This is a genomic window from Streptomyces sp. NPDC002779 (genome assembly GCF_042888685.1).
Taxonomy (GTDB): domain Bacteria; phylum Actinomycetota; class Actinomycetes; order Streptomycetales; family Streptomycetaceae; genus Streptomyces.
The window spans coordinates 972,026-994,607 of the sequence record NZ_JBIAQC010000001.1; the positions used below are offsets into that span (position 1 = coordinate 972,026).

At 68.8% G+C, this 22,582-nt stretch carries 23 protein-coding genes and 1 pseudogene; 4 read left to right on the plus strand and 20 right to left on the minus strand.

Annotated elements, in window-relative coordinates; genetic code table 11:
• Positions 1-39: 39 nt before the first annotated feature.
• The 4 genes from glmM to ACFYW5_RS04375 all read right to left on the minus strand — a co-directional run bounded on the left by glmM (position 40) and on the right by ACFYW5_RS04375 (position 3,973).
• Entirely contained in the window at positions 40-1,398 is a 1,359-nt protein-coding gene (glmM, locus tag ACFYW5_RS04360; protein ID WP_389415412.1) for a phosphoglucosamine mutase, read from the minus strand.
• 188 nt (positions 1,399-1,586) lie between these two features.
• Positions 1,587-2,099, minus strand: a complete 513-nt coding sequence (gene rpsI / locus ACFYW5_RS04365) for a 30S ribosomal protein S9 (RefSeq protein ID WP_389415413.1) — start codon at positions 2,097-2,099, stop codon at positions 1,587-1,589.
• Positions 2,100-2,141: 42 nt separating this feature from the next.
• Complete coding sequence (gene rplM / locus ACFYW5_RS04370) at positions 2,142-2,585, minus strand: 50S ribosomal protein L13 (RefSeq protein ID WP_250070999.1); 444 nt, start codon at positions 2,583-2,585, stop codon at positions 2,142-2,144.
• A gap of 203 nt (positions 2,586-2,788) precedes the next feature.
• Positions 2,789-3,973, minus strand: coding sequence for a glycosyltransferase family 87 protein (locus ACFYW5_RS04375; RefSeq protein WP_389415414.1), 1,185 nt, complete (start codon positions 3,971-3,973; stop codon positions 2,789-2,791).
• A gap of 73 nt (positions 3,974-4,046) precedes the next feature.
• On the opposite strand from ACFYW5_RS04375, the gene ACFYW5_RS04380 reads away from it, so the two are divergent.
• A complete protein-coding gene (locus ACFYW5_RS04380) occupies positions 4,047-4,937 on the plus strand; it encodes a hypothetical protein (RefSeq protein WP_389415415.1) in 891 nt (296 codons plus the stop codon).
• Between the two features lie 4 nt (positions 4,938-4,941).
• Here ACFYW5_RS04380 and ACFYW5_RS04385 read toward each other — a convergent pair whose 3' ends face one another.
• A complete protein-coding gene (locus tag ACFYW5_RS04385; protein WP_389415416.1) occupies positions 4,942-6,363 on the minus strand; it encodes a cellulose binding domain-containing protein in 1,422 nt (473 codons plus the stop codon).
• Between the two features lie 289 nt (positions 6,364-6,652).
• Between ACFYW5_RS04385 and ACFYW5_RS04390 the strand changes: the two genes are divergently transcribed.
• Together ACFYW5_RS04390 and ACFYW5_RS04395 are read left to right on the plus strand one after the other, a co-directional pair.
• Positions 6,653-7,924 carry a nucleotide sugar dehydrogenase gene (locus ACFYW5_RS04390; RefSeq protein WP_389415417.1) on the plus strand — a complete coding sequence of 424 codons (1,272 nt, stop codon included), beginning with the start codon at positions 6,653-6,655 and terminating at the stop codon, positions 7,922-7,924.
• A complete protein-coding gene (locus ACFYW5_RS04395; RefSeq protein WP_389415418.1) occupies positions 7,921-9,843 on the plus strand; it encodes a glycosyltransferase in 1,923 nt (640 codons plus the stop codon). Before ACFYW5_RS04390 ends, ACFYW5_RS04395 begins: the two co-directional genes overlap by 4 nt.
• Positions 9,844-9,846: 3 nt before the next feature.
• On the opposite strand, the gene ACFYW5_RS04400 is transcribed toward ACFYW5_RS04395, so the two are convergent.
• On the minus strand, positions 9,847-11,241 hold the full coding sequence (locus ACFYW5_RS04400; protein ID WP_389415419.1) for a polysaccharide deacetylase family protein: 1,395 nt from the start codon (positions 11,239-11,241) through the stop codon (positions 9,847-9,849).
• Between the two features lie 240 nt (positions 11,242-11,481).
• On the opposite strand from ACFYW5_RS04400, the gene ACFYW5_RS04405 reads away from it, so the two are divergent.
• Positions 11,482-13,287: a hypothetical protein gene (locus tag ACFYW5_RS04405; protein ID WP_389415420.1), complete on the plus strand. Its 1,806-nt coding sequence runs from the start codon at positions 11,482-11,484 to the stop codon at positions 13,285-13,287.
• Positions 13,288-13,329: 42 nt separating this feature from the next.
• Here ACFYW5_RS04405 and truA read toward each other — a convergent pair whose 3' ends face one another.
• From truA to rpsE, 14 genes and pseudogenes are all read right to left on the minus strand, one after another.
• On the minus strand, positions 13,330-14,172 hold the full coding sequence (truA, locus tag ACFYW5_RS04410; protein ID WP_389415421.1) for a tRNA pseudouridine(38-40) synthase TruA: 843 nt from the start codon (positions 14,170-14,172) through the stop codon (positions 13,330-13,332).
• A gap of 143 nt (positions 14,173-14,315) precedes the next feature.
• On the minus strand, positions 14,316-14,825 hold the full coding sequence (rplQ, locus tag ACFYW5_RS04415) for a 50S ribosomal protein L17 (protein WP_389415422.1): 510 nt from the start codon (positions 14,823-14,825) through the stop codon (positions 14,316-14,318).
• Positions 14,826-14,909: 84 nt separating this feature from the next.
• Positions 14,910-15,932, minus strand: coding sequence for a DNA-directed RNA polymerase subunit alpha (locus ACFYW5_RS04420; RefSeq protein WP_003966937.1), 1,023 nt, complete (start codon positions 15,930-15,932; stop codon positions 14,910-14,912).
• Positions 15,933-16,062: 130 nt separating this feature from the next.
• Positions 16,063-16,467 (minus strand): 30S ribosomal protein S11, encoded by a 405-nt coding sequence (rpsK, locus tag ACFYW5_RS04425; RefSeq protein WP_003956432.1) that lies wholly within the window; start codon positions 16,465-16,467, stop codon positions 16,063-16,065.
• A gap of 66 nt (positions 16,468-16,533) precedes the next feature.
• A complete protein-coding gene (gene rpsM / locus ACFYW5_RS04430; protein WP_389415423.1) occupies positions 16,534-16,914 on the minus strand; it encodes a 30S ribosomal protein S13 in 381 nt (126 codons plus the stop codon).
• Positions 16,915-17,107: 193 nt separating this feature from the next.
• On the minus strand, positions 17,108-17,221 hold the full coding sequence (rpmJ, locus tag ACFYW5_RS04435) for a 50S ribosomal protein L36 (RefSeq protein ID WP_003974245.1): 114 nt from the start codon (positions 17,219-17,221) through the stop codon (positions 17,108-17,110).
• Between the two features lie 59 nt (positions 17,222-17,280).
• A complete protein-coding gene (gene infA, locus ACFYW5_RS04440; protein ID WP_003948620.1) occupies positions 17,281-17,502 on the minus strand; it encodes a translation initiation factor IF-1 in 222 nt (73 codons plus the stop codon).
• Between the two features lie 368 nt (positions 17,503-17,870).
• Positions 17,871-18,029 (minus strand): annotated as a pseudogene (locus ACFYW5_RS04445) (type I methionyl aminopeptidase); the annotation flags it as partial.
• Between the two features lie 105 nt (positions 18,030-18,134).
• Complete coding sequence (gene map, locus ACFYW5_RS04450) at positions 18,135-18,971, minus strand: type I methionyl aminopeptidase (RefSeq protein ID WP_389415639.1); 837 nt, start codon at positions 18,969-18,971, stop codon at positions 18,135-18,137.
• 148 nt (positions 18,972-19,119) lie between these two features.
• The gene (locus ACFYW5_RS04455; RefSeq protein ID WP_389415424.1) at positions 19,120-19,782 is read right to left on the minus strand and encodes an adenylate kinase; all 663 of its coding nucleotides are present in this window, start codon (positions 19,780-19,782) and stop codon (positions 19,120-19,122) included.
• Entirely contained in the window at positions 19,782-21,095 is a 1,314-nt protein-coding gene (gene secY, locus ACFYW5_RS04460; RefSeq protein ID WP_250070977.1) for a preprotein translocase subunit SecY, read from the minus strand. Before secY ends, ACFYW5_RS04455 begins: the two co-directional genes overlap by 1 nt.
• 234 nt (positions 21,096-21,329) lie before the next feature.
• Positions 21,330-21,785, minus strand: coding sequence for a 50S ribosomal protein L15 (gene rplO / locus ACFYW5_RS04465; RefSeq protein WP_053846784.1), 456 nt, complete (start codon positions 21,783-21,785; stop codon positions 21,330-21,332).
• A 2-nt stretch (positions 21,786-21,787) separates the two neighbouring features.
• Positions 21,788-21,970 carry a 50S ribosomal protein L30 gene (gene rpmD, locus ACFYW5_RS04470; protein ID WP_053846785.1) on the minus strand — a complete coding sequence of 61 codons (183 nt, stop codon included), beginning with the start codon at positions 21,968-21,970 and terminating at the stop codon, positions 21,788-21,790.
• Positions 21,970-22,578 carry a 30S ribosomal protein S5 gene (rpsE, locus tag ACFYW5_RS04475; protein ID WP_013001409.1) on the minus strand — a complete coding sequence of 203 codons (609 nt, stop codon included), beginning with the start codon at positions 22,576-22,578 and terminating at the stop codon, positions 21,970-21,972. Before rpsE ends, rpmD begins: the two co-directional genes overlap by 1 nt.
• Positions 22,579-22,582 lie beyond the last annotated feature (4 nt).

The following is a 22,582-nucleotide window of genomic DNA, read 5'->3' on the forward strand; positions in this document are numbered from 1 at the left end:
CGGCGCCGCAGCCGGCCAACAACAGCCCCCCGCAGACGCTCAGCCCAGTGCCGACTTCACCACATCGGCCAGCCGCCCGGCAACAGCCCGAGCCTGATCGATGTCCGCCGCCTCCACCATCACCCGGACCAGCGGCTCGGTCCCGGAGGGCCGCAACAGCACCCGCCCGGTGGACCCCAGCTCCGCCTCCGCCTCCGCGACGGCCGCCGCCAGCTCCCCGGACGTCTTCACCCGCGTCCGGTCGACGTCGGGCACGTTGATCAGCACCTGCGGCAGCCGCTCCATCACCGAGGCCAGCTCCCGCAGCGACCGCCCGGTCTCCGCGACCCGCGCCGCGAGCATCAGCCCGGTCAGCGTGCCGTCACCGGTGGTCGCGTGATCGAGGATGATCACGTGCCCGGACTGCTCACCGCCCAGGGTGTACCCGTGCTCCTTCATCTCCTCCAGCACATACCGGTCGCCGACCGCGGTCTGGACGATCTTCAGTCCCTCCCGCTCCAGCGCCAGCTTGAACCCGAGGTTGGACATCACCGTCGCCACCACGGTCCCGGCGCGCAGCGCGGAGCGCTCCCGCATGGCCAGCGCGAGGACGGCCAGGATCTGGTCGCCGTCCACCTCCTCGCCGGTGTGGTCCACGGCGAGGCAGCGGTCGGCGTCGCCGTCGTGGGCGATGCCGAAGTGCGCGCCGTGCTCGACGACGGCGGCCTTCAGCAGATCGAGGTGGGTCGAGCCGCAGCCGTCGTTGATGTTGAGCCCGTCCGGCGAGGCCCCGATCGTGACGATCTCGGCACCGGCCCGCGAGAACGCCTCCGGCGACACCCGGGACGCGGCACCGTGCGCCTCGTCGAGGACGATCTTCAGCCCGTCGAGCCGGTTGGGCAGGACGGCGACGAGGTGGGCGATGTACTTGTCGAAGCCCTCGTCGTACTCCCGGACCCGGCCCACGCCCGCGCCGGTGGGCCGCTCCCAGGGCTCACCGCGCCGGTGCTCCTCGTAGAGGGCCTCGATCCGCTGCTCCAGCTCGTCGTCGAGCTTGTGCCCGCCGCGCGCGAGGAACTTGATGCCGTTGTCCGGCATGGCGTTGTGGCTGGCGGAGAGCATGACGCCGAGGTCGGCGCCGAGCGCGCCGGTGAGATACGCCACGGCGGGCGTCGGCAGCACACCGACCCGCAGCACGTCGACGCCCGCGCTCGCCAGACCGGCGACCACGGCGGCCTCCAGGAACTCCCCGGACGCGCGCGGGTCCCGGCCGACCACCGCGGTGGGCCGGTGGCCCGCGAAGGAGCCCGCCTCGGCCAGCACGTGGGCCGCCGCGACCGACAGACCGAGCGCCATTTCGGCGGTCAGATCCGCGTTGGCGACACCGCGCACGCCGTCCGTGCCGAAGAGTCGTCCCACTTGTCCTCCTGATGAAGCGTCACTTCCGGGGATCGCCCACGATCATGCGATCACATCAGTCTTTGAACGTCTTGTGCCGTTATACGCCCAAGACCGTGATAAACGAACGCCCCGGCGGCACTGTGGCGTGCCGCCGGGGCGTTCGAACGTACTGCTGAAGTGCGAGTACGCGCTGCAGGCAGCGAAGCTTAACGCTTGCTGTACTGCGGAGCCTTACGGGCCTTCTTCAGACCGGCCTTCTTGCGCTCGACCGCACGGTCGTCGCGCTTGAGGAAGCCGGCCTTCTTCAGGGCGCCGCGGTTGTTGTCGACGTCGGCCTCGTTCAGCGCACGGGCGACACCGAGACGGAGCGCACCGGCCTGACCGGAGACACCGCCACCCGCGATGCGGGCGATGACGTCGTAACGGCCCTCGAGCTCGAGCACCTTGAAGGGCTCGTTGACTTCCTGCTGGTGCACCTTGTTCGGGAAGTAGTCCTCGAGGGTGCGACCGTTGATCTTCCACTTGCCGGTGCCCGGGACGATCCGGACGCGGGCGATGGCGTTCTTGCGACGGCCCAGGCCGGCGGCCGGCTGGGGCTCGCCGAAGCGGGAAGCCGTGGACTCCGAGGTGTACTCACCCTCGACGGGGACCTCGGACTCGGTGGTGTAGCTGTCGATGTCAAGCTCTTCGAGCGGCTGCTCGGCAGTGGTCTCGGCCACGATTCTCCTCAGATTCTGTTCAGTCTTAGGGGGTGGCCGGACTTACTGCGCGACCTGGGTGATCTCGAACGGCACCGGCTGCTGGGCAGCGTGCGGGTGCTGGTCACCCTTGTAGACCTTCAGCTTCGAGAGCATCTGACGGCCCAGAGTGTTCTTGGGGAGCATGCCCTTGACGGCCTTCTCGACGGCCTTCTCGGGGTTCTTGTCGAGCAGCTCGTCGTAACGGACCGAGCGCAGACCACCCGGGTAACCGGAGTGGCGGTAGGCCATCTTCTGGGTCCGCTTGTTGCCGGACAGGTGCACCTTGTCGGCGTTGATGATGATGACGAAGTCACCGGTGTCGACGTGAGGGGCGTAGATCGGCTTGTGCTTGCCCCGGAGGAGGGTCGCTGCGGTGGTGGCGAGACGGCCGAGGACAACGTCCTGGGCGTCGATGACGTGCCACTGGCGCGTCACATCGCCGGGCTTGGGGCTGTACGTACGCACGGTTCGTAGCCTTCGCTTCGAGTGAATGGTCCTGAACAGGTCACCGAAACGATCACGACAGCCCTGACCACACTGCGGTTGACGCAAACCGCGTGCAGGTCGCTGGTCATCGGCCCGGTGGACCGGTGTAAGGGCCCGTCCCGTGAGAATGAGCAAGCCAATACACAACGAACAGGCAGAATACCTGTGCTGCCCCGGAAGGGTCAAAACGAGGTCGCTGCCTTAACGGGAACCGATTTTACCCCGTCCCCGCGCCGCCCCGCCCAGCCGTGCCCGGCGACCGTGCCCGCCAGCACACACAGCGTGAGCGCGTCCTTGAAGGCCCGCCGCTGCACCGGTTCCAGATAGGGCCAGCTCAGCCCCGGCAGCTGGGGCACCAGCGCGAGCCAGAACCAGGGCGACCGGGCCACCGACCCCGCGCACGGAACAGAGGCGAGCAGCAGCGGCACGACGATCACCAGGTAGTGGTCATACGACGGCCTGGACACCAGGAACGCCGAGAGCATCAGGGCCGCCGCCGTCTCCGTGAGCCTGAGCGGCCCGGCGTCGGCGCGCCGCCAGCGCCGGTACGCGCAGCCCACCCCGACGGCCGCCGCGAGCAGGGCGAGCAGGGCGGCGGGCCCCTGCGGCACCCCGAGCCGGGGCAGCACGGCCGCCGGGGACGCCTCGTAGAGCCGTACGAAGTCGTCGTCGCCGCGCAGCAGGAAGGGCAGGGTGCGGGTGAAGAAGCCGGTGGGGTCGGGGAGGAAGAGGGCCGCGACCGCCGACGCCGTGGCGGGCAGCGCGACCAGCAGGGCGAGGGCCCGCCACCGGCCGGCGAAGACGAACAGCAGCGCCACCGGGACCAGGACCGGCTTCAGCGCGATCGCCGTGCCGAGCACCACGGCGGCCGCCGTCCAGCGGTTCCGGTCCGCCAGGAGCAGTCCCAGCGGCAGGGCGAGCGCCGCCGTCGCCGTCCAGTTCGCCAGGAGGATCAGATGGGCGAAGGGGGCGAAGCCGGCGGCGAGGCCGGCCAGGCCCAGGGCGGCCAGGCGGCTGCGGAGCGGGACGCGGTGCAGCCGCAGGGCGCAGGCCCAGCCCGCGGCGAGGCAGGCGGTGACCGCGAGCGGGACCAGCAGGCGCAGCGCGGCCGGGGAGAGCAGGGCCTGGGGGGCGGCGGCCAGGACGGCGCCCGGGAGATAGAGGAAGTGCGGATCGTCGTAGGGGGAGCCGCCCGCCAGCCAGGTGCGCGCGGCCCGCACCACGATGGCGTTGTCCATGCCGCCGTCCCTGGTCACCCGGGTGGTGCGGACCGTCGTGGCGCCGAGCACGGCCGCGAGGAGCGCCCACAGATGCCAGGACGCGGGTCGTACCAACCACCCGGAGATGTCGCTTTTGCGCTCGCTCATCGACGCAACGCTAGGCGTCCAGGGCCTCTTGAGGCGGAACGGCACACCCCGGGCCCCGTCTAAGATGCGGCGCATGAGCTTCGGGCAGCAGGGGGGACCCCAGTCCCAGTGGGACCCCTGGAAACCGCATTCCCAGCAGCCGTGGAACAGCGGCGGCGACAGCCAGACCCCGGACTGGGCCGCGCTCGCCGAGGCGTCCGAGTCCCGTAACAAGCGGCGCCGGCTGCTGCTGATCGGCGGTGGCGCGCTGGCCACGGTCGGCGTGGCCGCGGCGGTCGCGGTGGCCGTGGTGTCGGCGAACGGCGGCGACGAGGCGTCCGGCAAGCCGAGCGCGCAGCTTCCCGCGACCGCGGACATACCGAGCGGGTCCACGGGCCCGGCGCCGTCCTTCGAGCCGACGAGCGCGCCGCCCCCGCTGGATCCGAACGACTTCATCGCCAGCGCGAAGAAGGACACCGCCCCGCTCAGCCCCGAGACCCTCTTCCCGGGCACCCGGCTGACCGTGGGCGAGACCGTCTACCAGAAGGGCGCGACGGCCGACACCGGGGACTGCTCCTCGGCCGCCCTGAAGACCCTGCCGAAGATCCTCGACGCCAACGACTGCACCCGTCTGATGCGCGTCACCTACGTCCACGACGGCGTCGCGGTCACGGTCGGCGTGGCCGTCTTCGACACCGCGGCCCAGGCCACGAAGGCCAAGAGCGAGACGGACGACAAGAGCATCGTGAAGGCGCTGGCCGGCAAGGGCGTGAAGCCCTTCTGCAGCGGCGCCGTCTGCCGCACCACGCGCAATGCCAGCGGCCGCTACGCCTACTTCACGGTCACCGGCTTCACCAGCGGCAAGGACGTCACGACCAAGGACACCGAGGTGTTCTCGGCCGATGACGACCTCCAGACGTTCACCTTCAACCAGATCCGCCGCCGGGGCGAGGCCCAGGCATCGGCGGCGGCGCAGGCGGGCTAGCCGTTCAGGAGGCGGGCAGGGTGTCGAACCAGCCGACGCCGTTGCCCTGGAACTCCTTGGCGGCCTGCTCGGCCTCCTTCGCGGTGAGCTTCTCGCCGGCCTGGTGGTAGACCCAGTCCACCTTCATGTCCCAGGCGCGGTCGCCGGCGAACGGCAGGTCCACGAACCAGGTGTTGAAGTGGATCGCCATGTCCGCGCGGGGGGCGTAGTCCGCGCCGCTGCGGTAGAGGGTCTCGCCGTCGATGCTGTAGGTGACCGACTTCTTGTCGACCGTGATCACCATGGTGTGCCAGCCGGCGATGCTCCGCTCGGTCTTGTTGGTGACGCGGTCGCCCTCGTCGGCATTGCGCCAGGTGGTGGTGTCCAGCTTCGGTCCGGGCGCGCCCCAACCGCCGTTCGGCATGTACTCGTTGTCGAGTTCGGCGTACTTGCTGCCCGAGCCGCCGATGGTGAAGAACGTCTGGTTGATGTGGTCGCCGTTCTCACCGGTCGTCGGCTTGTCGGTGAAGTGGATCCGGGCCGCGTAGGTGCCGGTGCGGAACTTGGCCTCCTTGGTGCCGAGGGCCGCCTGCGCGGTGCCGGCCTCGGTGCCGTCGGTGGCGGCGCGCAGGTTGAGGACCTGCCCGCCGAGCGCCTCGTCGTCGCCCGGGAACGAGACGCCCTTCGCGGTCCAGGTGCTCTCGATGCCGGGACCGCCCTCGCTGGTGCGCACCAGCCAGCCGTGCTTGAACAGCGCGGTGTCCTTCGGGCCCCGGTAGTTGAAGTCGTCGAAGAAGCCGCCCTCGGGCAGCTCCGGCTCGGTCCGGGACACCGGCTGCGCCGAGGTCTTCCCGTCCCCGCCGCCGGGCTCCTCGCCCCACACCAGGGCGCCGCGCTTGTAGGCGGGGATCCGGTCGGACTCCTTGTAGGTCTTCTTGGAGGCGTCGTAGGACCAGTCACCGTCCTGGTCGACCGGCTTGTGGTCGGTCCGGTAGAGCTGGATCTCCAGGCCCTTGCTGTTGGCGCCGGGCTTCAGCACCCCCGCCTTCTCGGTGAACCCCAGCTCCAGGTAGTGGTCGGCGCCCTCGTGCGGCGTGTCCATGGCGACCACGGCACCGGTCAGATTCGCGCAACCGACCGCCGCTTCCACGCAGTTGAAGCCGTAGGAGGCGTCGTCGTCGGCCGCGAAGTAGTACCGCAGGGCGACCTCGCTCAGCGGGACCGGCTGCTCGGAGGTGTTGAAGACCTCAAGCCACGGGCGGACCGCGTCGGCCTCGGCGGAGGTCTCGGTGCGGTAGCGGACCGTGAGCTCGGGGTCCTCCGGGTTGAAGTGGTTCCACAGCGGCTTGGCGGCCAGCACACCGCCGGCCAGGACGGCCACCACGAGCAGGACCTTGAAAGCGCGGGCTATGCCACTACGCCGGCGGGGTTGACGACGGGACGCCACGTAGGTCTCCTTCAGGGGGCGCGGGGCGTGCGCCCGGCGGATGGAATCGGCAAGAGGGTACCCGTCGCCGGGCCCGGCACCAGGGGTCGGTTCGAAGCGGAATCCGGCGCCGAACGAGCCGACTCATGACCATGCGTAAGGGTTGTACGCGCCTCTAGTGACAATAAAGACGGTGTGCGAGCTGTGAACACATGTGTGGTCGCTGTTAGCCTTCTCGCTCCTGTATTCGATGGATGACTGTGCGCCCGGGCCGGGGGGCCTGGGTGGCGCCGGGGTGGGAAGTATTGCCGTGAACCGAAACACCACTGTCGATCTCGTGATCATCGGGCTCGGCTACGTCGGGCTGCCCCTTGCCCGGGCAGCAAGCGCTTCCGGCCTCAAGGTCGTGGGCCTGGACCGCAGCCAGCCAGTGGTGCAGGGGCTGAACTCCGGTTCCTCGCACGTCGACGACATCAGCGACGCCGATGTACGCGCCATGCTCGACCAGGGCTTCCGCGCGGTCTCCTCGCCCGAGGTCATCGCGGACGCGGCCGCCGTCGTCATCTGCGTGCCGACCCCGCTGACCGAGCACGGCGCGCCCAACCTCGGCGCGGTGGACTCCGCCGTCGCGGACATCGCGGCCCACCTCAAGCCGGGCACCCTGGTCGTCCTGGAGTCCACGACGTACCCGGGCACCACCGACGAGGTCGTCCGCCCGCGCCTGGAGGCCGGCGGCCTGACGGCGGGCGTCGACTTCTACCTCGCCTTCTCCCCCGAGCGCATCGACCCGGGGAACCCGACCTACGGCCTGGAGAACACGCCCAAGGTCGTCGGCGGCACCACCCCGGACTGCACCAAGGCGGCCCGCGCGCTGTACGAGCGCTTCGTGGGCAGCGTGGTGGAGGCCAAGGGCACGCGTGAAGCCGAGATGGCCAAGCTGCTGGAGAACACCTACCGGCACGTGAACATCGCGCTCGTCAACGAGATGGCGATGTTCTGCCGTGAGATCGGTGTCGACCTCTGGGACTCCATCCGCTGCGCCTCCAGCAAGCCCTTCGGCTTCGCGCCCTTCTACCCGGGCCCCGGCGTCGGCGGCCACTGCATCCCGATCGACCCGAACTACCTTTCTTACAAGGTGCGTTCGCTCGGTATACCGTTCCGATTCGTGGAACTGGCCCAGGAGATCAACCAGCGGATGCCCGCCCATGTCGTCGCCCGCGCGGCCGACCTGCTCAACCAGCAGGGCAAGCCGATCCGCGGCTCGCGCGTCCTCCTGCTCGGCGTCACCTACAAGCCGGACATCTCCGACCAGCGGGAGAGCCCCGCGGTGGACGTGGCCGAGCTGCTGCTCGAGCGCGGCGCCGACCTCGCGTACTACGACCCCCGCGTCGAGGGCTGGACCGTCGAGGGCACCTCGGTGCCCCGGGTCGAGGACTACCTCGCCGGTGCGGCCGACGCCGACCTGACCATCCTTCTCCAGCAGCACAGCGAGCTCGACCTGGACGCGCTGGCCGACCGGTGCCGCCTGCTCTTCGACACGCGCGGCAGGTCGGCCGACCATCCCCAGGTGGTCAAGCTGTGACCGACGCCTACATACCGGGGGCCGTCGACACCGACGGCCGCCGCCGTCACAAGCGCCGACGGCATCTGAAGGTCTCGTACTTCTTCTTCCTCGCCATCGCCGCCGTCATCGTCACCAAGCTCGACCCGGACTCGCTCCACTACTACTCGTTCGGCGCGCTCGGGCTGCTCGCCCTCAAGATGTTCGGTGCACTCTTCTACCGGCCCGCCAAGGCGGACCGCGAGGAGCTGATGCTGCTGGACAACTCCTGGGTCACCGCGGTCATCCCGATCTACAACGAGGACCCGGTGATGTTCGAGCAGGGCATGCGCAGCCTTCTCGCGCAGAGCCGGCTCCCCAACGAGATCCACATCATCGACGACGCCAGCGCCGACAACTCCGGCATCAAGGCGGCGAAGAAGATGCGCCGCGAGTTCGAGGCGCAGGGCGTGAAGTACACGGTCAGCGTGCAGCCCGAGAACAAGGGCAAGCGCGAGGCCCTCGCCCTCGGCTTCGAGGCGGCGCCGTACACCGACCTGTTCCTGTGCGTGGACTCGGACACGATCCTGTCCCGGGACACCGTCCGCGAGCTGCTGCTGCCCATGGCCGACCCGAAGATCATGGCCTCCACGGGCATGGTCCTCGCGCTCAACCACGACAGCAACATCTTCACGCGCCTGCAGGACCTGCGGTACGGCAACTCGTTCCTGTTCGAGCGGGCCGCGTACTCCCGGCTGAAGTCGGTGCTCTGCTGCTGCGGCGCGCTCTCGGTGTACCGCGGCACGCTGGTGCGCAAGTACCTGCCGGACTTCCTCAACCAGCAGTTCCTCGGCAAGCCGGCCGTCTTCGGCGACGACCGGCGCATGACGAACTACTGCCTGATGGAGGGCCAGGTCGTCTTCCAGGAGACGGCCGTCGGCTACACCGCCGTCCCCGAGAAGCTGCCGCACTTCCTGCGCCAGCAGGTCCGCTGGAACAAGTCCTTCTTCCGCGAGTCCCTGTGGGCCTTCAGGAACCAGAAGAAGTTCCGGCCCGCCTTTTGGCTGACCTGCATGGAACTGGCGCTGTGGCTGGTCTTCGGCTCGGCGATGTTCTACTCCATGGTCATCCTGCCGATCATGCAGCCGGAGCGGTTCGTCAACCACATCGGCGACTACCTGGTCTTCATGGTCCTCATGGGGTACCTGCGCAACGTCCGGTACCTGGACTTCCCCCGCCGCGGCATGGGCTTCATCAAACGCTTCGGCATGTTCCTGCTGGCCCCGCTGTACGGCGTCATCCAGCTGCTCCTGCTGACCCCGCTGCGCTTCTACGCCCTGCTCACCCTGCACAAGGGCAGCTGGGGCACCCGTCAGGGCGGCGTCGAGGTCTCGGTCGCCGGCGACCACGAGCAGGACGTCTCCGCGGTCTACGAGGAAGAGGACGAGTACTCGTCCCAGCAGGTCTCCTCCACGATCGAGATGATGCGCCTGGAGGGCATCGCCCTCGCCCGTACGGCCCCGCACGCCTCCCCGCGCAACCCCAACGGCATGGCCCACGCCTACACCGGCCACACCCAGGGCGAGCTGCACGACATGGGCCGCAACGCGCCCCAGCAGCAGGTGGCGTGGAACGGCGTGACAGAGCCGCAGCCGATCCCCGAGCAGGGCTACATCACACCGCAGTACCAGCAGCAACAGCCGCAGTACCAGCAGCAGCCGCAGCCGTACGGCGGCCGGCCGCAGGGTCCGTACCAGCAGCAGCCGCAGCACCACCAGCAGCAGGGGTACGACCAGTGGCAGGGCCACCAGGGCCAGCAGCCCTACGTCCCGCAGCAGCCGCAGGGTCCGTACCAGCAACAACAGCAACAGCCGCCGCAGCAACAGCAGCAGTGGCCCCCGGAGAACCAGCCGTACGCCCCGGAGCACCAGGACGACGGCTGGTTCAACGACCGCCGCTAGCCGTCAGGCGTAGTACGCCATCGCCTCCTGGACGGTGAGCACCTCGATCTCGCGCTTGTCGATCTCCGCCATCAGCGTGCGCAGACCGGCCTGGCTGATCTCGGTGCTCGCCGCCGGCGTACCGGCCACGATCTTGTGCAGGCACAGGATCAGCCAACTGCCGCTGTTGGCACAGCGGTCCAGCGCTCCGCCCGTGCCGACCACCTTGCTCAGCGCGGTGCCGCCGATTCCCGTTCCGTCGGTGATTCCGGTCAGCGCTTTGAGCCGGTAGGGCATGGCCGGCGCAAAGCTCTCGATGGTCTCGGAAATGATCGAGCGCGCGGTGGTGAAGTGGCGGGCGGCGAGCAGATCGACGGGCACCCCGTCGGTGGTCTTCTGAAATGCGCCGTGCGGATAGGCGAAGTGCTCGCTGGTGAATCCGTTGCCGACGAGCCATTCCCGCAGCTTTGCGAAATCCGCGTCGACCTGCTGGGCGGTGAGCTTGGGGTAACTCGCCGTGTGCGTGGCGTTGGCGTAGGAGTGCCCGGCCATCTCCCAGCCGGAGGAGTCCTGGAGCGAGCGCATCTGGCCGAGGGTCACGAAGGAGCCGGTGCCGATCACATCGGCGATGTTGTACAGCGTGCCCGGCATGCCGTACGGGTCCATGACCGGACGGGCCAGATCGTGCACCGACTTGTGCGAGTCGTCGAAGGTGATGGACACCACGCCCTTGGGGAAGACGGACTCGGTGTCGGGCACCAGCTCGACCGCCTGGAGGTGGTACGTCACCGGTGCCGCCGCGTCGTCGTAGACCGCGAAGGACATGTCGGTGAAGCCCGTCCGCACCGACGGCTCGCCCGCCGCGGAGAGCGTGTACGTGCCGGACGCGGCGGCCACGTCCGCCCACTGCAGGTGAACCGTCACCCACTCCCCGGACTGCACGTAGTTGGCCCCGGTGCCGGAGTGGGTGTGCACCCGCCAGCTGAAGGCGTTCTTCAGCCCGGAGCTGCCCAGGTAGAAGACGATCCGGCTGAGGTGGGCGGCGTCCGAGACCCGGAAGATCAGCCGGATCATCTTGCCGCTGAGGTCCATGGCGGTCATGCCGGTCTTGCGGACGTACGACTGCACCCCGGTGCCCGCGGTGGTCACCCGGACCGAGGACGTCCCCCGGGTGAAGACGGCGGTGTCGGCCGGGTTCGACGAGGCGGTCCCGGTGCCCCCCGCCGTCCAGCCGTGCCCCGACTGGAACTGCTGGCTCCAGGTCGCCCGGCGATAGCGCGGCCGCACTCCGGTCGGCGCGTACGGCGGCACCCCGAGGCCCTCGGCCGGAGCCGCGTCCGCGGTGGCCAGCGCGCCTATGCCACCCACCGTGACCAGGCCCCCGAACCCCATGGCCCGCAGCGCGGAACGCCGCCCCATCGGAGCGGAGCCCCTTTTACCTCTTCTCAAAATGCCCTCGTTCGTCAAAAGCGTTCACTTATTCATGTGTTCAATGAGACCAGTGTGACAGTAAACTCACAGTAGAACACGTGAGGTTGATGCTTTCGGTCCTACCTTCATTTTTCAAGGGCCTGGACGAGACAGGGGAATCTCGCCGCCTCACCACGACACTTCGCAGGCCCCCGGGGGGGGCTGTGTACGTATGACACCGGAGGGTTCATGAACAGGGGTTCAGTCGGCCTGCGCTTCACTGCCGCGGCCGCACTGCTGGTGGCGGGTCTGGGAGCCGGCGGGGCCTTCCCGGCCGCCGCGGCCGGGACCGCACCGTGCAAGCCGACGGAGGGCTTCACCCACTGCAAGATCTTCGACCACTCGGGCGCGGCCGTGGACTTCCAGGTCCCGGCCGGGGTCGAGGAGCTGGACTTCCGCGGCTGGGGCATGGGCGGCGACGGCAATGCCTTCGCCGGCGGCGGCAATGCCGCGTATGTGGGGGGCACGCTGGACGTCACCCCCGGTGAGCATCTGACCGTCAAGGTCGGCGGCGTGCGCATCGGCGGCAAGCTCTACGGCGACGCGCTCGGCGGCAAGGGCGGCGCGGACAGCTGGGGTGGGGGCGGCGGCGCGAGCACCGCGGTCCGCGCCGCGGACGGCACCGCGCTGTTCATCGCCGCCGGCGGTGGCGGCGGCGGGACCGGCAGCCATGACCTGGGCAGCGGTGGAGACGGTGGCGCTCCCGATGGCGGCGACGCCGGCGGCGGCGACTTCGGTGGCAAGGGCGCGAAGGGCGGCCAGGGCGGCGCGGCCGGTGCCGAGGGCGGCAAGCCCGGTGCCGATCACACGCAGGGCGGTGCCGGTGGTGACGGCGGCGCCAAGGCGGGCGGTGGCGGCGCGGGGTACGCGGGTGGCGGTGGCGGCGGCGCCCGGGAGGCGAAGGGCGACGCCGGCAGCGGCGGTGGCGGCTCCAGCTACGTCGACGCCGAGCGCACCTCCGACGTACGCCTGGTGAGCAGCAACACGTCCTACCCGGCGGCGAAGGACGACCCGTTCTGGGTGCACAACCCGCTCGACGACAACACGCCCGACCTCTCCGGCATCGGCCAGGGCGGCTCCAACTCCCGCGGCGGCGACGGCCGTGTGGTCTTCCAGTGGAAGGACCCCAAGGGCATCCCCGTGGTGTCCGGGCTGACCCGGGAGTCCGGTGACGATCAGACCATTGATCCGTTCGACGTCTCCGACCCGATGGTCGTCGTGGCCCGGAACAAGGACGGGGAGCCGCTGCCCGACCAGAAGGTGACCTACACCCTGGAGGACCCGAACGGCCTCGGCGTGCGGTGGGACGACTCCACCCCGGCCGAGGTGTACACGGACGCCCAGGGACGCGCCGAGTCCCCCCGCGTCATCACCGAGGAGAAGGAGGGCGCCTTCACGGTCCGCGCGACCTCCGGTGACGCCTCCACGACGTTCACCGCCCACGTCGCGGAACTGAGCCACGCCGTCGAGATCACGGGCGGCGACGACCAGCAGGCGGCCCCCGGTGAGGCCTTCGCCGAGCCGCTGACCGTCAAGGTGACCAAGCACGGTACTTCGGCGGCCGACACCGAGGTGGAGTTCAGCGTCGAGAGCAACACCGATGAGGCCCCGACGTTCGAGGGCGAGCAGTCCGTGAGCGTCACCACCGACGCCGAGGGCGAGGCCACCGCCACCGAGCTGGTCGCGGGCCAGGAGCCGGGCACGTACAACGTCCTCGCGACGGCCGGCGACGCCGGGATCCGCTTCACCGTCGAGGTGACCGAGGAGGGCGCGACCGCCTCCCCGTCCCCGAGCCCGTCCGGCACGTCCGACACCACGACCGGCGGCACCGGCAGCACCGGCGGCACCGGAGGCACCGGCACCCAGGGCGACTCGGGCAGCCTCGCCCTGACCGGCGCCGCGGGCATCGGCACCCTGGCCGGGGCGGCCGCGGCCCTGGTCGGTCTCGGCTGGGCCGCGACGCGGCTGCGCAAGCGCCCCCGCACGCAGGACTGACGCCCGCCGAAAGGGGGCCCCGCGGGATTGCGGGGCCCCCTTTCAGTGCACCTGCCCCCGCACCCGCCGAGCCTGCCGCTGCCGCTCGGCGAGCTGATCGGCGGCCGGGTAGGCGACCTCTTCCAGGGTCAGCCCGTGCGGCCGTACGACATGCACGGCACTGTCCCGCAGCCGCGCGTCGAGCACCTTCCGCGGCCACTCCACCCCGCGGTGCCCGTCGCCGACGAACAGCAACGCCCCGACCATGGACCGCACTTGGTTGTGGCAGAAGGCGTCGGCCCGGACCTCGATCTCGACGACCCCGTCGACGGTCCGCCGCACCTCGAAGTCGAAGATCTCCCGGACGGTCGAGGCCCCCTCACGCTTCTTCGCGTAGGCGGCGAAGTCGTGCTCCCCGACAAGGGACTTGGCGGCGGCGTCCATCACCGCGACGTCCAAGTCCCAGTCGTGCCACAGCACATGACTGCGCAGCAGCGGATCCACCCCGCCCGGCCGGTCGGCGACCCGGTAGACGTACCGCCGCCACAGCGCCGCGAACCGCGCGTTGAACCCGTCCGGAGCCTCGCTCAGCGCCCACACCCGCACATCCTTGGGCAGCCGCCCCGCGAGCCGCTTGACCAGCTTCTCCCGGTGCTCCTCCCACAACGCGGCGGGCAGATCCACATGCGCCACCTGCCCCCGCGCATGCACCCCGGCGTCCGTCCGGCCGGCCACCGTCAGGTCGTACGTCTCCTTCGACCGCGTCACGGTCCGCAACGCGGCCTCGACCTCCCCCTGCACGGTCCGCCGCCCCCCGGCCTGCTTGGCCCACCCGGAAAACTCGGTCCCGTCGTACGACAGGTCGAGCCGCACCCGCACGAACCCGGGCTGTACGTCGTCACTCACCCAGAGATCCTCTCCACACCACACAAAAGCGGGCCCGCCCCTCGAAAGGAACGGACCCGCTGAGCGCCCCGAAGGGGCGCGGGGAACTGCGCGAGCAACCACGACAAGGCCGCGGCCGCCGACCAACAGGACCCGGCAGACGCTTACGCGTCCTTCGACTCCTCGGCAGACGTCTCCTCGGCCTCATCGGCCTTGGCCACGTCGACCTTCTTCTCCTCCGCAGCCGGCGTCTCCGCGTCCTTGGCGGCCCGCTTCGTCGCGGCCTCCGCCTCGCCGGTCGCCTCCTGCGCCACGGTCAGCGCCTCCACCAGCTCGATGACAGCCATGGGCGCGTTGTCGCCACGGCGGTTACCGATCTTGGTGATACGGGTGTAGCCACCCGGGCGGTTCTCGTAGCGCGGGCCGATCTCGGTGAAGAGCGTGTGGACGATGCTCTTGTCCGTGATCACCTGGAGCACCTGACGGCGGTTGTGAAGGTCGCCCTTCTTCGCCTTGGTGACCAGACGCTCGGCGTACGGGCGCAGCCGGCGGGCCTTCGCCTCGGTGGTGGTGATGCGGCCGTGCTCGAAGAGGCTCTTCGCCAGGTTCGCGAGGAGCAGCTTCTCGTGCGCGGCACTGCCGCCCAGACGGGCACCCTTGGTGGGCTTCGGCATTTCTTTCTCCTGTGTGTCTGCCCCGGCCGTATCAGGTACCGGGGTCAGGAACCCGGTGAGCGGATGCTCACCGGCAACGACCGATCAGTACTGCTCGGTCTCCACGAAACCCGCGTCCGCGTCGTCGTCGGCGCCGAAGGCGTCGGCAGCGGCCGTGGGGTCGAATCCGGGCGGGCTGTCCTTGAGGGCCAGGCCCATGCCGGCCAGCTTCGCCTTGACCTCGTCGATGGACTTCGCACCGAAGTTGCGGATGTCCAGCAGGTCGGCCTCGGAACGCGCCACGAGCTCACCCACGGAGTGGATGCCCTCACGCTTGAGGCAGTTGTAGGAGCGGACCGTGAGCTCCAGCTCCTCGATCGGCAGCGCCAGATCGGCGGCGAGGGCGGCGTCCGTGGGGGACGGGCCCATGTCGATGCCCTCGGCGTCGATGTTCAGCTCGCGGGCGAGACCGAACAGCTCGACCAGGGTCTTACCGGCGGAGGCCATCGCGTCACGCGGACGCATCGCCTGCTTGGTCTCGACGTCGACGATCAGCTTGTCGAAGTCGGTGCGCTGCTCGACACGGGTCGCCTCGACCTTGTACGTGACCTTGAGCACCGGCGAGTAGATGGAGTCGACCGGGATACGGCCGATCTCCTGGCCCACCTGCTTGTTCTGCACGGCGGAGACGTAACCGCGGCCGCGCTCGACCGTCAGCTCCATCTCCAGCTTGCCCTTGCCGTTGAGCGTGGCGAGGACCAGGTCGGGGTTGTGCACCTCGACACCGGCCGGGGGCGCGATGTCGGCGGCGGTGACCAGACCCGGGCCCTGCTTGCGCAGGTACATCACGACCGGCTCGTCGTGCTCCGAGGAGACGACCAGCTGCTTGATGTTGAGGATCAGGTCGGTGACGTCCTCCTTGACGCCCGGCACGGTGGTGAACTCGTGCAGCACGCCGTCGATGCGGATGCTGGTGACAGCCGCGCCGGGGATGGAGGACAGGAGGGTACGGCGCAGGGAGTTGCCGAGGGTGTAACCGAAGCCCGGCTCCAGCGGCTCGATCACGAACCGGGAGCGGAATTCGTCGACGACCTCTTCGGTCAACGAGGGACGCTGAGCGATCAGCATGTGTGGATCAGATCCTTCTGTCAGGGGCGCCCGCTATTTGACGCCCTGATATGTGACAAGGGTACGGGCGATACGACTCGAAGGAGCCGTACCGCCCGAAGACCCAGCCCGCGCGAAGCGGCGCGACGCGTCAGACGCGGCGGCGCTTCGGCGGACGGCAGCCGTTGTGCGGGGTCGGGGTGACGTCCTGGATGGAGCCGACCTCGAGACCGGTCGCCTGGAGCGAACGGATGGCGGTCTCACGACCGGAACCCGGGCCCTTGACGAACACGTCGACCTTGCGCATGCCGTGCTCCTGGGCGCGGCGGGCAGCCGACTCGGCGGCCATCTGCGCGGCGAACGGCGTCGACTTCCGGGAGCCCTTGAAGCCGACGTGGCCGGCGGAGGCCCAGGAGATCACGTTGCCCGAGGGGTCCGTGATCGAGACGATGGTGTTGTTGAACGTGCTCTTGATGTGCGCGTGGCCGTGAGCGACGTTCTTCTTTTCCTTGCGGCGCACCTTCTTGGCAGCGCCCTGACGACCCTTGGGGGGCATCTGTACTCCTACGGGAGGTGGTCGGTCCTACAGCGAAGACCGCTGGACTGCGAAGTCCGCTGAGGACTACTTCTTGCCCGGCTTCTTCTTGCCGGCGATGGCGCGACGCGGGCCCTTGCGGGTGCGGGCGTTGGTGCTGGTGCGCTGACCGCGGACGGGCAGGCCACGGCGGTGCCGCAGACCCTGGTAGCAGCCGATCTCGACCTTGCGGCGGATGTCGGCCTGGACCTCACGGCGGAGGTCACCCTCGGTCTTGATGTTGCTGTCGACGTACTCACGAATCGCGACGAGCTGCTCCTCGGAGAGGTCGCGAACGCGGGTGTTCGGGTCGACGCCGGTCGCAGCCAGCGTCGCCTGGGAGAGGGTCCGACCGATGCCGAACACGTAGGTGAGGGCAACCTCCACGCGCTTGTCGCGCGGGATGTCAACACCGGAAACGCGTGCCATTCAATGGCTCCTGGTGATCTTCGGAGGTCTTCCGCAGAACCGATTCCCAGCCGCCGTACCAGGTACGAACTGGGTCCCCGGCCTCCGAACCGGGGGTGTCAGACGATCGCTCGCCTGGGTTCTGCGTATGAACAAATTCAGCTTGCGTCGCGCGAAGTCTCTGCGAAAGAAGTGCAGAGGGAAAGGTCGTGCGTCAGCCCTGGCGCTGCTTGTGGCGCGGGTTGTCGCAGATGACCATGACCCGACCGTGACGGCGGATCACCCTGCACTTGTCGCAGATCTTCTTGACGCTCGGCTTGACCTTCATGGGATTGAGGTTCTCCGGGTCAGTGCCATCACCCCGCCGAAACGGAGCGCGGGCAAGATCTACTTGTAGCGGTAGACGATCCGGCCACGCGTCAGGTCGTACGGAGACAGCTCCACCACGACCCGGTCGTCAGGGAGGATGCGGATGTAGTGCATGCGCATCTTGCCGCTGATGTGTGCCAGGACCTGGTGGCCGTTCTGGAGCTCGACCTTGAACATGGCGTTCGGAAGAGACTCGACGACAGTGCCCTCGATCTCGATGGCACCTTGCTTCTTGGCCACGCTTCGCCCTTCGAATCGACTACCTTGATCGACTCAGTGCGAGCGCATACAGACATGCGGGTACACAAGAGCCGACGAGTCAGTCTACGACAGCGCACCCGGAAACACGAATCGACCAAGTCTGCCCTGCCACACAGATCATTAAGCACGCGAACCCAGGGGCACAGAAAACCGCACGCCCCAGCTGCAGGGCGGCGCCCCGCGAGCCGTGCTGAGGCGTGCTGTCGACGGGGGCGCTGGAGGACGGGGCGTGCTCCTCGGCGGAGCAGGTCAACCGGGAGGCCGTCCTGCGTGCCGGTCACGCCGACGACCGTCACGCCGGGCGTCGACCATCCCACAACCACCGGACACCCCGCTCCCCCAGCCGCTCAGGCCAGCGGATCCGGCGCGGCAGTGATTCCGTACTCCGCCAGCTTCGCCTTGCCGCCGTCCGGGGCCGTCAGGACCAGCGGACCCTGCTCCGTCAGCGCGACGGAATGCTCCCAGTGCGAGGACCAGGTGCCGTCCGTGGTGATGACCGTCCAGTCGACCCATCCTGGACGCCGCTCTCGCGGGCTCGGCGCCCGGGGCGCCTCACAAGCTTCGAGCGGCTGCGCCGGCCTCCGACCGGCGGGCATGGGCTTGGCCCGTCCTCAGGCCAGCGGATCCGGCGCGGCAGTGATTCCGTACTCCGCCAGCTTCGCCTTGCCGCCGTCCGGGGCCGTCAGGACCAGCGGACCCTGCTCCGTCAGCGCGACGGAATGCTCCCAGTGCGAGGACCAGGTGCCGTCCGTGGTGATGACCGTCCAGTCGTCCTCGAGGACCTCGGTCTTCGGGGTGCCCAGGGAGACCATCGGCTCGATGGCCAGGCAGAAGCCCGGCACCAGCTTCGGGCCCTTGCCGCGCCGGCGCTCGACGTAGTTCAGCAGGTGCGGGTCCATGTGCATCTCGGTGCCGATGCCGTGGCCGCCGTAGTCCTCGATGATGCCGTAGCGACCGCCGCCGACCTTGGGCTGGCGGCGGATGTAGGTCTCGATGGCCCGGGAGATGTCGACGAGCCGGTTGCCCGGCTTCATCGCCGCGATCCCGGCCCACATCGACTCCTCGGTCACCCGCGAGAGCTCGACCAGCTCCGGGGCGTGACCGGACCCCACGAACGCCGTGTAGGCGGCGTCTCCGTGCCAGCCGTCCACGATCGCGCCGCAGTCGATGGAGATGACGTCCCCGTCCTTGAGGACGACCTCGTCGGACGGGATGCCGTGGACGACGACCTCGTTCACGGAGGTGCAGATCGTCGCCGGGAACCCGCCGTAGCCGAGGAAGTTCGACTTGGCCCCGTGCTCGGCGAGCACCTTGCGCGCGACCTCGTCCAGATCCTTGGTGCTGGCCCCGGGCACCGCGGCCTCCCGGGTCGCCGCATGAATGGCCGCGACGACCAGTCCCGCCTCACGCATCTTGGCGATCTGCTCGGGGGTCTTGATCTGCACCATGGCGGCGGGGGCCTTTCTGGAACCGGCGAAGGGGACTACCTCAACCATACGGGCGGCCATGCGCGGCCGTGCCGCCGGAGCGGGACCGCCCACGCAGCAGCCGCGGCCCCCTGACAAGGGAACCGCGGCTGTCGCACCGTACAAAGACCTACTGCGAGGCGCCCTCGCGCTTCAGCGCGGCCAGCGCCCGGCCCGTGACCTCGTCCACCTGACCCATGGCCTCGATCGTCACGACCAGACCCTGCGCCTTGTAGTAGTCGATGATCGGCTCGGTCTGCGTGTGGTAGACCTCCAGCCGCGTCCGGACGGTCGCCTCGGAGTCGTCGTCCCGCTGGTACAGCTCGCCGCCGCAGACGTCACAGACGCCTTCCTTGGCCGGCTTCTTGTACGAGACGTGGAAGACGTGCGCGGAGTCGTTGCGGCAGATGCGCCGGCCGGCGATCCGCTTGACGACCTCCTCCTCCGGGGCCTCCAGGTCCAGCACCGCGTCCAGGGTGATGCCCTCGGTGGTCAGCAGCTCGTCCAGCGCCTCGGCCTGGGACACATTCCGCGGAAAGCCGTCCAGCAGGAAACCGCCCTCGGCGTCCGGCTGCTCCATGCGGTCCTTGGCCATCGCGATGGTGACCTCGTCCGGCACGAGATTGCCCGCGTCCATGTAGGACTTCGCGAGCTTCCCGAGCTCCGTCTGCCGGCTGATGTTGGCGCGGAACAGGTCGCCCGTGGAGATGTGCGGGATGTTCAGCTTCTCGGCAAGGCGCGTGGCTTGCGTTCCCTTACCGGCGCCCGGCGGCCCGACGAGGACGATTCGCATCAGCGGAGGAACCCTTCGTAATTGCGCTGCTGGAGCTGGCTCTCGATCTGCTTCACGGTCTCGAGACCGACACCCACGATGATCAGGATGCTGGTGCCACCGAACGGGAAGTTCTGGTTGGCGCCGAAACCGGCCAACGCAATCGTCGGGACGAGAGCGATCAGACCCAGATACAGCGAACCCGGCCAAGTGATCCGGTTGAGCACGTAGCTCAGGTACTCAGCGGTCGGTCGGCCAGCCCGGATGCCCGGGATGAAGCCACCATACTTCTTCATGTTGTCGGCGACTTCCTCGGGGTTGAAGGAGATCGCCACATAGAAGAACGCAAAGAAAACGATGAGCAAGAAGTACACAGTGATGTAAATCGGATGGTCGCCTGTGACGAGATTCGCTTCGATCCAGGATTTCCAGCCCGAAGTACCGCTCGAGAACTGCGCGATCAGTGCCGGGATGTAGAGCAGCGACGAGGCGAAGATGACGGGAATCACACCCGCCTGGTTCACCTTCAGCGGGATGTACGTGGACGTACCACCGTAGGAACGGCGCCCGATCATGCGCTTCGCGTACTGCACGGGAACGCGGCGCTGGGCCTGCTCGACGAAGACGACCAGGCCGACCATGACGAACCCGACGAGCATGACGGTGCCGAACTCGATCCAGCCGTCGGCCAGGCTGCCCTGCGTCTTGATGGCCCACAGCGCGGACGGGAAGGTGGCGGCGATCGAGATGAACATCAGGATCGACATGCCGTTGCCGATGCCGCGGTCGGTGATCAGCTCACCGAGCCACATGACCATGGCCGTACCGGCGGTCATCGTGATGACCATGGTGACGGTGACGAAGATCGAGCGGTCCGGGACGATCTGGCCGGCGACCGTGCAGCCGGAGAAGAGGGCGCCGCTGCGGGCGGTGGCGACGAGGCCGGTGCCCTGCAGGATGGCGAGCGCCACTGTCAGGTAACGGGTGTACTGCGTGATCTTCGCCGTACCGGCCTGGCCCTCCTTCTTCAGGGCCTCCAGTCGCGGGATCACCACGGTCAGCAGCTGCAGAATGATGCTCGCCGTGATGTACGGCATGATGCCCAGCGCGAAGACCGTGATCTGCAGCAGCGCGCCGCCACTGAACATGTTGACCAGACCGAACAGGCCCTGGTTGCCGGACGCCTCGTCCACACACTGCTGGACGGACGTGTAATCGACACCGGGGATCGGTACATGCGTACCGATCCGGTAGATCACGATGATGCCGAGCGTGAAGAGCAGCTTCTTGCGCAGGTCGGGCGTCTTGAACGCCCGGGCGAACGCGGTGAGCACGGTGCCTCCTGCGACCCCCGCGCTACTGCGTCAAGGGTGACGGTCTTGAGGTTCGACGATTAGGTAACGGTCAACTGCCGCTCAGAGTGCCGCATGTGAAGCACCCAGTAAAAGTTGGCAGTGCAGGCCACCTTACCCGCGAGACTGCCACCCTAGGAACGACCAACCGGGGATACCCCATTTGTGGGGTATCCCCGGTCGGGATCGCTCAAGTCATCGAGACGCCTGATGTGTTCAGACGAGCTCGGTGACGGTACCGCCGGCGGCGGTGATCTTCTCCTTGGCGGAGCCGGAGACGGCGTCGACCGTCACCTGCAGCGCCACGGAGATCTCGCCCTGGCCGAGGACCTTGACGAGGCTGTTCTTGCGAACGGCACCCTTGGCCACCAGACCCTCGACGGTGACCTCGCCACCCTCGGGGTAGAGCGAGGCCAGCTTGTCGAGGTTCACGACCTGGTACTCGGTCTTGAACGGGTTCTTGAAGCCCTTGAGCTTCGGGAGGCGCATGTGGAGGGGCATCTGCCCGCCCTCGAAGCGCTCCGGAACCTGGTAACGGGCCTTGGTGCCCTTGGTACCACGACCGGCCGTCTTACCCTTCGACGCCTCACCACGACCGACACGGGTCTTGGCGGTCTTGGCGCCGGGAGCCGGACGGAGGTTGTGGATCTTGAGCGGGTTGTTCTCCGCCATGATCAGTCGACCTCCTCGACCGTCACGAGGTGGCGGACGGTGTGCACCATGCCGCGGAACTCGGGGCGGTCCTCCTTGACGACCTGCGTGTTGATGCCCTTGAGACCAAGGGAACGCAGGGTGTCACGGTGGTTCTGCTTGCTGCCGATGTACGACTTCGTCTGCGTGATCCTGAGCTGAGCCATTACGCAGCACCAGCCCCGGCACGCGCACGCAGCAGAGCCGCGGGAGCGACGTCCTCGAGCGGCAGACCGCGGCGGGCCGCGATCTCCTCGGGACGCTGCAGGCCCTTCAGGGCCTCCACGGTCGCGTGCACGATGTTGATCGCGTTCGACGAGCCGAGCGACTTCGACAGGATGTCGTGCACGCCGGCGCACTCGAGCACGGCACGCACCGGACCACCGGCGATAACGCCGGTACCGGGGGAAGCAGGCTTGAGCAGGACGACGCCCGCAGCCTTCTCACCCGTGATCGGGTGCGGGATGGTGCCCTGGATACGGGGGACCTTGAAGAAGTGCTTCTTGGCCTCCTCCACACCCTTGGCGATGGCGGCCGGCACCTCCTTGGCCTTGCCGTAACCGACACCCACGGTGCCGTCACCGTCGCCCACTACGACGAGCGCAGTGAAGCTGAAGCGACGACCACCCTTCACAACCTTGGCGACGCGGTTGATCGCGACAACGCGCTCAACGTACGCGGTCTTCTCGGCGGCAGCTGCGCCGCCGTCACGGCCCTTCCGGTCCCGCCGCTCGCCGCCACCGGCACCGCCACCGCGGCGCTGGGGTCCAGCCATTGGA